Below are 11,798 nucleotides of genomic sequence, written 5' to 3' on the forward strand. Positions count from 1 at the left end.
TCCCTCGCGGGAGAAGTGTTGCGACACATTAACCATAATCTAGGTCGCCGAGCCGACGCCTGTTACCCTCAAGGCACTGATTCGCCTCGGGTCTCGCCGCATGACGACGATCAATCCGTATTCGTCGACCTACGCCCCCGGCCTGACCGCCGGCCAGACGGCGACGCAGCGCGCCAACCAGGCCACCGGTTATGGCCAGACGCGCGACCAGAGCCCGACCATCAACACGCCGGCGGTCAACGTCACCCTCTCGCCCGCCGCCCAGGCGGCGCTGAGGGCCCAGACCGACTCCCGAACGATCGAGGGCGTGGTCGCCGAGGCCAAGGCCCAGATCGCGGCGCTGCTGAAAGCGGCGAAAACCACCAGCGCGCTGAAGGATGGCGATCCGACGATCGACGTCTCGAGGCTGGACCGTCGCGCGCTCCACGCCGTGGCCAGCAACCAGGGCGGCGGCTTCCCGATCGAACAGCAAGTGGTCGCCTCGCTGGCGCTAAAGGCCCAGAACGACCAGGCGCTGGCCGCCCCCGCGGCCCAGGCGCGGCTGACCGGAGACTACGCCAGCCTCTACCAGACCGCCATCGACCAGATGGACGCCGCCGGACCCGAGGAGAAGGCCTCGGCCGCCTGGAGCCGCGACCGCGCCGCCCTGGTCGAGGCCCGCGGCCAGGCCATAGCGCGCCCGGGCCTGGCGCCCATCGGCGTCCAGAACGACACCGTCGCGGCCTATATGCACGAGGCGGGCGGCGTGGTGGCCGGCGCCAAGACCCGCGACTTCGGCAAGGTCGCCACCGATGTCCGCGCCGCGCTGGACAAGCAGTATTCGCTGGCCGTCCACCCCGACGCGGCCAAGGACCCCGACGGCGGCGACATCGACTTCCGCCGCTTCGACGATCGTTCGCTGGCGGCGGTGGCGCTGAACAAGGACGGCCAGTTCTCGGCGCACGAGACCCAGATGGCCAAGGTCGAGATCCGCTCGCGCGACAGCGCCGCGATCAAGGCCAGCTACCAGTCGACCAGCGAGGACGCCGGCGGCTTCGGCAAGGCGATGATCACCCGCTACGCCGGCATGACAACCGAGGAGCGCCAGGCCGCCGGCTGGAGCCCGGAGACCTACGCCAAGATGGTCGAGCTGCAGACCTCGCGCGACAAGCTGAGCCAGATGTTCAACACGGATGGGTCCATGGCGGGCCCGCCGAGCTTGCTGGATTATCTGTAGGTACAAGCACTCGTCATCCCGGAAGCCTCGCAGAGGCTATCCGGGACCCAGGGGCGGCGCGCACAGCGTTCCCGCACCCCCTGGGTCCCGGCTCTTCGCGCTTCGCGCTACGGCCGGGATGACGAGAGAATTGTAAGCCCTAGGCCGCCCCTCACCCCAGCGTCAGAAACCCGTGCGCCTGGACCAGGCTCTCGCCGGCGGCGATGCGGGCGCTGGGATTGGGTTTCGGCTCGCCGACCTTGACCAGGGTGTTGCGGTCGATGTGACGGAACGGCTCCTCGCGCCCCCGGACCTGCAGCATCGTCGTCGAGACATAGGACCAGCCGCCGTCGGCCTCGAAGCGGACGTCCAGTTGGTAGGAGTCGGTCCGGAACGCCCACTCCAGGAAGTCGGCCGAGCAGATCCCGTAGCCCGGCCCGCCGCGCTCGGCGCGCACGGAAAGGCCCAAGCCGTCGGCGTTCGCCTGCCCCTTGGCCAGCGCCACCTGGCCGCGCGGAATGGCCAGGGTCTGCATGATCAGCCCCGTGGCCGGCTCCCACAGCCAATAGCCGATCTGGTCATGGAAGGTCGTGTCCTCGTCCGAGGCGACGATGTGGATGTGGTAGCGCAGGCCGTACAGCAGCTGCGGCCCATTGGCCTGCGGGTCGATCGGATGCAGCTCGATCCGTTCCAGGTACTCGCGGCGCTCGGGACCATCGGCCTTGGGGTTCACGTCGACGCCCTTGCGGCCTTCCCAGACGCCGGCCAGCCGCGTCAGCGGCCCCAGATTGGCCAGGGTGTCCGGATCCACGTCTTCCGGTTCGGAGAAAATGTCGGCGGGGAACTCGCTCATGCGTCCTTGCCTCTATCACATCCTCTCACAGGTCAAGCTTGGCGAGGATGGCTTCGTCCGACCGCGTCTTGGCCACGTATGGAAGGGTGTTGATGACACGATGGGGATCGTCCCAACGGAAGCTTCGTCGGGACGCGCGACGGGGGGGGTTTCGCATCCGGTTGGGGAAGCCTAATTGGAACAACATGGGTCGCCGCGTCGCGCCTGGACGTCGCTACAATCGGATCGGATTTTCATGCGTTTCGCCAAAGCCGGCCCAGCCGGGCGTTCTGGCTCCCCTCTCCGCGCGCGCGGCGCGGCGCTGGTCGCGACGGCGATCGCGCTGAGCGGCTGCGTCACGCCCGTCCCCAAGGTCGACGCCCGCCTGCCCGCCGCCTATGAGGCGCCGGCCGGAACGCCCTTGGCCGCCGAGACGCTGGATCAATGGTGGACCAGCTTCGACGATCCGGTCTTGAACGAACTGGTCACGACGGCTCTCGCCCAAGCGCCCGACGCGCGCCTGGCCGCCGCGCGGCTGGAAGAGGCTCGCGCCGTGCGCCTGGGTCAGGTCCGCCAGCTCTACATCCCCTCCACGCCCCTGACCGGCTCGGCCCAGCGCACCGACACCGACATCATCGACCAGAGCGGTTCGGGCGGCTTCACCCAGGGCGGGGTCAGCAAGACCTATTCGGCCAATTTCGACGTCTCCTGGGAGCTCGACCTGATCGGCCGCCGTCGCGCCGCCCGCAAGGTGGTCGACAACGATCTGGCCGCCGCCCGCTTCGCTTACGAAGGCGCGCGCGCGGCCCTGGCCGCCAATGTCGCCCAGTCCTATTTCGAGGCGCGCGGCTACGCCGTGCAGCTGGAAGACGCCCGCCAGAACGCCCGCATCGCCCAGGGCCTCCACGACGTCGCCGCCGAGAAGGGCCGCCGGGGCTTGTCGGCCACGTCCGAGGGCGAACGCACCGCCGCCGATCTCGCCCAGGCCCAGGCCCAGGTCGCCCAGCTGGAAGCCCAGCTACAGGCCGCGCGCCGAAGCCTGCTGATCCTGGTCGGCAAGGGCGTCGATCCGCTAGCCTCTCTGCCGGTCGAGCCGGTGCTGGCGCAAGCCCCGCCGATCCCCGCCGCCGCGCCCGGCGCGTTGCTGGCCCGCCGCCCCGACGTGCGCGAGGCCGCCGCGCGCCTGGCCTCGGCCTCCGGCAATCTGAACGTCAACGAGCTGGCGCTCTTCCCCACCATCAACCTCGCGCCCAGCGTGGGCCTGACCAAGTCGATCAGCCCCAGCTTCTTGCAGACGGGCGAGACCACCTCGACCACCAGCTCGGCCTGGACGCTGGGCGCCAACCTGTCGGTCCCGGTGCTGAACATTCCGAAGCTCCTGTCGGACATCAAGGCCCAGGGCGCCCGCGTCGAGCAGGCCGCGATCACCTACGAGCAGACCGTCCAGCAAGCGTTCGGCGAGGCCGAGAACGCGCTGGTCCAGCTCGACGCCGATCAGCGGCGCGTGGCGCTGCTGGCCGCCGGCGAGCGCCGCGCCGCCGTGGCCTACGAGGCCAGCCGCAAGGGCTACGCCGCCGGTCTGACCGACCTGACCACGGCCCTGCAGGCCGAGCAGTCCTGGCGCGGCGCCCGAACCGCCCTGACCGGGGCCCAGACCCAGGCGCTGCAACGCGCCGTCCAGACCTACAAGGCGCTCGGCGGCGGATGGTCGCCGCAAAGCCTTCCCCAAAAGCCCTCCGCGCAATGAGACCCGCCCCGATGACGACCCGCAATCTGATCGCCACCGCCCTGGTCAGCGCCGCCCTGGTGGGCGCCGGAGGGACCCTGTCCGCCTGCGGCAAGAAGACCGAGCCCGAAGCCGCCAAGCCCGCCGGCGCCGAGCAGGCCCGCGCCGTCTCGGTCACCCGCGTCGCGACCCGGGCGCTGGGCGGCGGCTTCAAGGCCTCGGGCCAGTTGATCCCGCGCGAGGAGGCGGCCGTGGGCTCGGAGCTCTCCGGCTACCGCGTAGCCCAGGTCTTCGTCGAGGAAGGCGCCTGGGTCCGGGCCGGACAGCCCCTGGCCCGGCTGGACAACACCCTGCTGCGCGCCCAGATCGCCCAGCAGGCCGCCGTCGCCGCCCAGGCCGAGGCCGAGGCCAAGCGCGTCACCGGCCTCGACGGCCAGGGGATCCTCTCCCAGGAGCAGATCGACAGCCGCCGCTACACGGCCAAGGCCCAGGCCGCCGCCCTCGAAGAGCTGCGGACCCGCGACCGCCGCATGACCATCACCGCCCCCGTCTCCGGCCGGGTGCTGGAACGGACGGTGCGGCCCGGCGACGTGGCCGGCGGAACCACGCCCTGGTTCCGCATCGCCCGCGACGGCCTCGTCGAGCTGAACGCCGAGGTCAACGAGGCCGACCTGGCCAACGTCCGCGTCGGCCAGCCGGCGCGGGTCACCGTCCCCGGCGGCGTGACCGTCTCGGGCGAGGTCCGTATCGTCAGCCCACTGATCGACACCAATACACGTCTGGGCCGCGTGCGCGTGCGCCTGCCCCTGAACGACGCCTTGCGCGCCGGCGGCGTGGCCTCGGCGGAGTTCGGCGCGTCCGGCGTCCAGGTCGCCGCCGTGCCCGAGGCCGCCCTGCGCCTCGACGCCGAAGGCGCCTCGCTGATGGCGGTCGACGACCAGAACCGCGCCCGCCAGATCCCGGTCAAGACCGGCCTGCGCGCCGGCGGCTGGGTGCAGCTGATCGACGGCCCGGCCGTCGGCACGCGCGTCCTGCTGGGCGGCTCGGCCTTCACGCTGGACGGCGACAAGGTCAAGCCGATCGAAGGCAAGGTTGGGCCGATCGAAAAGGCGGCCCGCTAATGTCGTCGCAACTCCGCGTCTCCGCCTGGGCGATCCGAAACCCGATCCCGATCGCCGTGCTGTTCATCGCCCTGATGCTGGGCGGGATCGCCAGCTATTTCATGCTGCCGATCAAGCAGTTCCCCAACGTCTCGTTCCCGATGGTGGTGGTCACCGTCACCCAGAGCGGCGCGGCCGCCGGCGAGATGGAGACCCAGATCACCCGTCCGGTCGAGGACGCGGTGGCCAGCCTGTCCAACGTCAAGAGCATCCGCTCGACGGTGGTTCAGGGCGCCTCCACGACGCAGATCGAGTTCGAGATGGGCGTCGACCTGCAGAAGGCCGTCGACGACGTGCGCTCGAAGGTCGACCAGACCCGCACCGAGCTGCCGCGCGAGATCGACGAGCCGATCGTCCAGCGTGTCGAGCTGGACGCCCTGCCGATCACGACCTACGCCGTCTCGGCGCCCGCCATGTCGATCACGGACCTGTCCTGGTTCGTCGACGACACGGTCAGCCGCGCCCTGCAGGGCGAGAAGGGCGTGGCCCAGGTCGCGCGCGTCGGCGGCGTCGACCGTGAGATCAACATCATCGTCGATCCCGACCGAATGGCCGCGGCGGGCGTCACCGCGCCTCAACTGAACAACGCCATCGCCCAGTTCAGCGTGGACGCGCCCGGCGGCCGGGCCATCGTGGGCCAGCGTGAGCAGACCGTGCGCGTGCTGGCCGCGGCCCGCACGGCCGAGGATCTGCGCGCCCTGACCATTCCGGTCGGCGGCGGCCGCTATGTGAAGCTGACCGACGTGGCCCAGGTCGGCGACGGCGCGGGCGAGCCCCGCTCCTTCGCCCGCCTGGACGGCCGCCCGGTGGTGGCCTTCCAGGTCAGCAAGACCAAGGAGTCCAGCGACGTCCAGGTCGAGGACCGCGTCAAGGCGGCGATCAAGCGGCTGGAGGCGGCCCATCCGGGCGTGACCTTCACCCCGATCTACTCGGTGGTCGACGACACCCGCGCCAGCTTCAACGCCACGGTCAACACCCTGGTCGAGGGCATGATCCTGGCGGCCCTGGTGGTGCTGCTGTTCCTGCGCGAATGGCGCGCGACCCTGATCACCGCCATCGCCATGCCGATGTCGCTGGTGCCCACCTTCATCTTCATGGTGATCATGGGCTTCTCGCTGAACGTCGTGACGCTGCTGGGCCTGACCCTGGTGATCGGCATTCTCGTGGACGACGCCATCGTCGAGATCGAGAACATCGAAAAGCGCGTCGCGACGGGACAACGCCCCTACGAGGCGGCGATCGAGGGGGCCGACTCCATCGGCCTGGCCGTCGTGGCCACCACCTTCACCATCGTCGCCGTCTTCGCGCCGGTGGCCTTCATGCCCGGCATTCCCGGCCAGTTCTTCCGCGAGTTCGGCCTGACGGTCGCCGTGGCGGTGCTGTTCTCGCTGGTGGTGGCGCGGCTGCTGACGCCGCTGCTGGCCGCCTATTTCCTCAAGCCCGCGGCGCACGCCCGGCCGCGCAAGCCGTTCACCGGCGCCTATCGGCGCGCCCTGGATTGGGCGCTGGACCACCGGATCGTCAGCTGCGTGATCGGCGTGGCGATCTTCGTCGGCTCGCTGATGCTGGCCGCCGGCTTGCCCGCCGGCTTCCAGCCGCCGGCCAACTACAACTACTACTACATGAAGGTGCAGGGGCCGCCCGGCGCCACGGCCGCCGACATGGACCGCGCGGTCCGGTCGATCACCAAGATGTTCGCGGCGCGGCCGGAGACGGCCCACGTCTTCGCCCAGATCGGCTCGCAGATCTCGGGCATGGGCCCCGGCGGCGGCGGCGGCGGCTCGGACCTGCGCGACGGCACGGTCACGGTCGTGCTGCATGACGAGCGCGAGCTGCGGGTCTCGGAGATCAAGGCCCTGATGCGCGACAAGCTGCTGGAGCTGCCCGACGTGCGCCTGACCCTGCTCAGCGACGACGGCGCGGCCGAGGTGCAGACCATCCTGACCAGCGACGACGGCCAGGCCCTGGAGCGCGCGGCCCTGGCGCTGGAACGCCAGATGCGCGACGTGCCCAGCATCGCCGACCCGCGTCCGGCCACCCCGCCCAGCGGTCCGGAGATCGTCATTCGGCCCCTGGCCGCCGAGGCCGCGCGCCTGGGCGTTTCGACCGCCGACATCGCCGCGGTGGCCCGCGTGGCCACGGTCGGAGACATCGACGCCAACGTCGCCAAGCTGACCGACGGCGAGCGCCGCCTGCCGATCCGCGTCCGCCTGGCCGACGACGCCCGCGCCGACCTCGAACAGATCAAGGCCCTGCGCGTGCCGACCGCCTCGGGCGGCTTCACCCGCCTCGACACCGTGGCCGAGGTCGCCTTCCAGGCCGGTCCGGCCAAGATCGAGCGCTACGCCCGCAAGCGCCAGCTGACCGTCGAGGCCGACCTCGCGCCCGGCGTGGTGCTGGGCACGGCCAACCAGGACATCGACGCCCTGCCGGTCATGAAGAACCCGCCCAAGGGCGTGGCCAAGGCGACCGGCGGCACCGAGGAGGCCATGGGCGAGCTGTTCGGCGGCTTCGCCATCGCGCTGGGCTCGGCGGTGTTCCTGGTGTTCGGCGTCATGGCCCTGCTATTCGGCAGCTTCTTCAAGCCGATCACCATCATGTCGGCCCTGCCCCTGGCGATCGGCGGCGCGTTCATCGGCCTCCTGGCGTTCGGCATGAGCCTGTCGATCCCGTCGATGATCGGGTTCCTGATGCTGATGGGCCTGGCGGCCAAGAACTCGATCCTGCTGGTCGAGTACGCCATCGAGGAGGAGCGTCGAGGGGTGCCCCAGCGCGAGGCCATCATCGACGCCTGCCGCGAACGGGCCCGGCCGATCATCATGACCACCCTGGCGATGATGGCCGGCATGCTCCCGACCGCGCTGGGCCTGGGCAAGGGTTCGGAGTTCCGCCAGCCGATGGCCGTGGCCGTGATCGGCGGCCTGATCACCTCGACCGTGCTGTCGCTGGTGCTGGTGCCGGTGGTCTACGAGATCATCGACGACTTCGAGGCCTGGCTGAAGCCCAAGCTGGCCCGGTTCGTCACGCCGCGCGAGGCGCCGGGGGGGCGGGATGCGACCCCGGTCGATCGACTGTAGGCGATGTCTCCTCCCCCTCTGGGGGAGGGGGACCGGCGAACGCCGGTGGAGGGGCCCTGTGAGGCGGCGAGCGCATCACCGCTTCGCGGACCCCCTCCGTCTCGCCGCGTATTCGCGGCGCTCCACCTCCCCCTAATGGGGAGGAGAAAACCCGGCTCAATCCCGCCTCGGCGCGTAGCTGAGCCGGCACACCGTCCAGCCGGCCTCGCGGGCCATCTCGAAGCGGCCGCCCAGTTGCTGGGCCATGGCCCGGACGATCCGAAGCCCAAGGCTCTTGGAGCGCGCGGGATCGAAGCCGGTCGGCGGGGCCGCGCCGTCGTTGTGGACGCTCAAGCGGTGGGTCAGGCCCGTCTGGTCCAGGCTCACGCGCACCCGCCCTTCTCCCGCCTCGCCGAAGCCATGCTCCAGGGCGTTGTTGAAGCTCTCCAGCATGACCAGGGTCACGGGGGTCGCCTGATCGGGATGCAGCGGCTCGTCGCCGCCCTCGATGGTCAGGCTCACGCGGGCCCCGGCCGCGGCGGCGGCGCTGGCCAGCAGAGTCTCGGCGAAGACGCGGAACGGCACGGGCTCGCCCACGGCGTTGTGCAGCTCGCGCTGGATCTGGGCGATCACCTCGATCCGCGCGCCGGCCTGGTCGAGGACTTGGCGGGCGTCGGCGTCCATGACGCCCTGGCCTTGCAGCCGCAGCAGGGCGCCGGCGACTTGCAGGTTGTTGCTCACCCGGTGATGCAGCTCGCGGTACAGGAGGTCCCGGCTCTCGGCCAGGTTCCGATAGCGCTCGCGTTCCTCGCGCAGCTGATCCAGCGCCCCGCGCATGCCGTCGATGAAGAAGATGTCGACCGCCACGACGAAGACGTAGAAGACCAGCGTCAGCAGGACCGGAAAGCCGAAATTGAAGACGCGCGCCGGCGGAATGAAGAAGTACCAGGCCGCCAGACCGCACAGCGTTGCGCACAAGATCGCCGGCCTCAGTCCCAGGAAATAGGCGCAGACCACGACGGCTGGAAAGAAGGTCACATAGGGAAAGCCGGGCGGGAAGACGCTGTCCAGACCCAACCGGAGAAGGAAAGACAGAAAGGCGATCAGCACCGCCAAGGCATAGCGCGCGGCTGGATTAGCCTTAATCTTACTTCTCAGGTCCAAGCGCGCCTCCCGGTCAAGGAAAGGTGCTGGCCTTTTCCGCAACGGCCGTCAAGCGGCTACCCGACATACAGCCGAGCCCGGCTGACATCTCTCTCCTATGTCGGGTTGGCGACCGCAACCTCGATCTCGCGCGGACGTTAACCCGCCAACTTCCCACAACCGAAAGACGCCCCATGGCCATCCCGGCGAAGACCAAGGCCAGCACGGCCACGCGCGGCGGCGCGAAGTCCGCGGCCCCGAACCCGACCAAGGTTCCCCAGCCCGCAGGCCCTTCGACCGAAGGCGAGAGCCTGGTGGCGCCGGGCGGCGAGACCCACCAGCAGGCCGACGGCCCCGACACTCAATTGACCACCAACCAGGGCGTGCCGATCGGCGACAACCAGAACTCGCTGAAGGCCGGCGCGCGGGGTCCCGTGCTGCTGCAGGACTTCATCCTGCGCGAAAAGATCATGCACTTCGACCACGAGCGCATCCCCGAGCGCGTGGTCCACGCCCGCGGCTCGGCCGCGCACGGCTTCTTCGAGTGCCTGGACTCCTGCGCCGACGTCACCGTCGCCGACTTCCTGCAGCGCCCGGGCGAGCGCGTCCCGGTGTTCACGCGGTTTTCGACCGTGGCCGGCAACAAGGGTTCGGCCGACCTGCCGCGCGACGTGCGCGGCTTCGCGGTCAAGTTCTACACGCAGCAAGGCAACTTCGATCTCGTCGGCAACAACATGCCGGTGTTCTTCATCCAGGACGCCATCAAGTTCCCCGACCTGATCCACGCCGCCAAGCAGGATCCCGACCGCGAGTTCCCCCAGGCCGCCACCGCGCATGACACCTTCTGGGACTTCATCTCGCTGACGCCCGAGAGCATGCACATGATCATGTGGGCGATGAGCGACCGGGCCATCCCGCGCTCGCTGCGGATGATGGAGGGCTTCGGCGTCCACACCTTCCGCCTGATCAACGCCGAGGGGATCAGCACCTTCGTCAAGTTCCACTGGCGGCCCAAGCTCGGCTCGCAGTCGGTGGTCTGGGACGAGGCCCTGAAGATCAACGGCGCCGACCCCGACTTCCACCGTCGCGACCTGTGGGAGGCCATCGAGGGCGGCGACTTCCCCGAGTGGGAGTTCTGCCTGCAGACCTTCACCCAGGAGCAGGCCGACGGCTTTGATTTCGACGTGCTCGACGCCACCAAGCTGATCCCCGAGGAGATCATTCCGCTGCGCGTGGTCGGCCGCATGGTGCTGGACCGCAACCCGGACAACTTCTTCGCCGAGACCGAGCAGGTCGCCTACTGCGCGGCCCACGTCGTGCCGGGGATCGACTTCACCAACGACCCGCTGTTGCAGGGCCGGCTGTTCTCGTACCAGGACACCCAGCTCAAGCGCCTGGGAGGGCCCAACTTCCACCAGATCCCGATCAACCAGCCCAAGTGCCCGTTCCACAACCTGCAGCGCGACGGGCACATGCAGATGGGCGCGCCGAAGGGCCAGGTGAACTACGAACCGTCAAGCCTCGGCGCGCACGTGGCGCGCGAGTCGCTGGAGCGGGGTTATCACACCTTCCCCAATCCCGAGGCGGGCGAGCAGCTGCGCCTGCGGCCCGAGACCTTCGCCGATCACTACACCCAGGCGCGCCTGTTCTTCGCCAGCCAGACCAAGCCCGAGCAGGATCACATCGTCGCCGCCCTTGTCTTCGAGCTCAGCAAGTGCGTGACGCCGCGCGTGCGCGAGGCGGTGCTGTCGCGCCTCGTCCACATCGACGCCTTCCTGGCGCAGTCGGTGGCCGAGGGCCTGGGCTTCACCGGCCAGATCGTCCCGGCGCCGGCGCCGATTCCGGCCAAGGACATGGACCCTTCGCCCATGCTCAGCATCCTGGCCAAGGCCGAGCCGACCCTGGAAGGCCGCAAGGTCGGGGTCATGGTCAGCGACGGCTGCGACGACAAGCTGGTGGCCAAGCTGAAGGCGGCCGTCGAAGCCGCCGGCGCGCGCCTGCAGGTCATCGCCCCGACCATCTATGGCGTGACGACGGCCAACGGCCAGCTCCTGCCCGCCGACCACAAGATCGACGGCGGTCCCTCGGTGCTGTTCGACGCGGTGGCGATCCTGCCTTCGGAAGACGGCGGCGAGCAGCTGGCGATGGAGGCGGCGGCGGTCAACTTCCTGCGCGACGCCTATGGCCACCTGAAGGTCATCGCCTACCTGCCCTCGGCCGCGCCGCTGTTCGCGGCCGGCGGGATCACCGAGGTCGGCCCCGATGACGACGCTGGCCTGATCGCCCTGCCCGACGCCAGCCTCGACGACTTCATCGCCGCAGCCTCGGCCGGGCGCGTCTGGGCGCGCGAGCCCCTGGTCCGTCCGCCGCCCAAGCCGCTGGTGGTCGCGGCGTAGGGGCCTCGCTCAATCAGCCGCCCCCCCCCCTCTTAGAGAGAGGGATTTGGAGCGTCCGCTCACGCCAAAGCAAAAGGCCCCGGAGATCGCTCTCCGGGGCCTTCGCATTTTCTAGCCGAAGCTAAGACGGTCGAGGATTACTCGACGATCTTGGCGACGACGCCGGCGCCGACGGTGCGGCCGCCTTCACGGATGGCGAAGCGGAGCTTCTCTTCCATGGCGATCGGGGTGATCAGCTCGACGTCCAGCTCGGCGTTGTCGCCCGGCATGATCATTTCCACGCCTTCGCG

General features: G+C 69.9%; 8 protein-coding genes and 1 pseudogene. 5 read left to right on the forward strand and 4 right to left on the reverse strand.

Annotation, left to right across the window (positions count from 1 at the left end):
• Positions 1–100: 100 nt before the first annotated feature.
• On the forward strand, positions 101–1,216 hold the full coding sequence (locus tag J2728_RS14205; RefSeq protein ID WP_310000084.1) for a hypothetical protein: 1,116 nt from the start codon (positions 101–103) through the stop codon (positions 1,214–1,216).
• 151 nt (positions 1,217–1,367) lie between these two features.
• Here J2728_RS14205 and J2728_RS14210 read toward each other — a convergent pair whose 3' ends face one another.
• Positions 1,368–2,048, reverse strand: a complete 681-nt coding sequence (locus tag J2728_RS14210) for an FABP family protein (protein WP_310000086.1) — start codon at positions 2,046–2,048, stop codon at positions 1,368–1,370.
• A 235-nt stretch (positions 2,049–2,283) separates the two neighbouring features.
• Here J2728_RS14210 and J2728_RS14215 point away from each other — a divergent pair, with 235 nt between their 5' ends.
• From J2728_RS14215 to J2728_RS14225, 3 genes are read left to right on the forward strand one after another with little or no spacing between them, the layout of a single operon-like run.
• Entirely contained in the window at positions 2,284–3,774 is a 1,491-nt protein-coding gene (locus J2728_RS14215; protein ID WP_310000088.1) for an efflux transporter outer membrane subunit, read from the forward strand.
• 11 nt (positions 3,775–3,785) lie between these two features.
• Entirely contained in the window at positions 3,786–4,874 is a 1,089-nt protein-coding gene (locus J2728_RS14220; protein ID WP_310000090.1) for an efflux RND transporter periplasmic adaptor subunit, read from the forward strand.
• A complete protein-coding gene (locus tag J2728_RS14225) occupies positions 4,874–7,990 on the forward strand; it encodes an efflux RND transporter permease subunit (protein ID WP_310000093.1) in 3,117 nt (1,038 codons plus the stop codon). The genes J2728_RS14220 and J2728_RS14225 overlap by 1 nt, the downstream gene beginning before the upstream one ends.
• Here the strand turns inward: J2728_RS14225 and J2728_RS22310 are convergent.
• Both J2728_RS22310 and J2728_RS14230 read right to left on the reverse strand, forming a co-directional pair.
• Positions 7,964–8,044 (reverse strand): annotated as a pseudogene (locus J2728_RS22310) (hypothetical protein); the annotation flags it as partial. The gene J2728_RS14225 and the pseudogene J2728_RS22310 sit on opposite strands and share 27 nt — an antisense overlap.
• 102 nt (positions 8,045–8,146) lie before the next feature.
• Positions 8,147–9,085 (reverse strand): sensor histidine kinase, encoded by a 939-nt coding sequence (locus tag J2728_RS14230; RefSeq protein ID WP_404979765.1) that lies wholly within the window; start codon positions 9,083–9,085, stop codon positions 8,147–8,149.
• A 221-nt stretch (positions 9,086–9,306) separates the two neighbouring features.
• Here J2728_RS14230 and J2728_RS14235 point away from each other — a divergent pair, with 221 nt between their 5' ends.
• Positions 9,307–11,508, forward strand: a complete 2,202-nt coding sequence (locus J2728_RS14235) for a catalase (RefSeq protein ID WP_310000098.1) — start codon at positions 9,307–9,309, stop codon at positions 11,506–11,508.
• A gap of 137 nt (positions 11,509–11,645) precedes the next feature.
• On the opposite strand, the gene J2728_RS14240 is transcribed toward J2728_RS14235, so the two are convergent.
• The coding region (locus J2728_RS14240) for an EF-Tu C-terminal domain-related protein (protein WP_473701036.1) at positions 11,646–11,798 on the reverse strand (153 nt) is incomplete at its 5' end.

Origin of the sequence: Caulobacter segnis (genome assembly GCF_031454995.1) — a bacterium.
Lineage (GTDB): Bacteria > Pseudomonadota > Alphaproteobacteria > Caulobacterales > Caulobacteraceae > Caulobacter > Caulobacter segnis_E.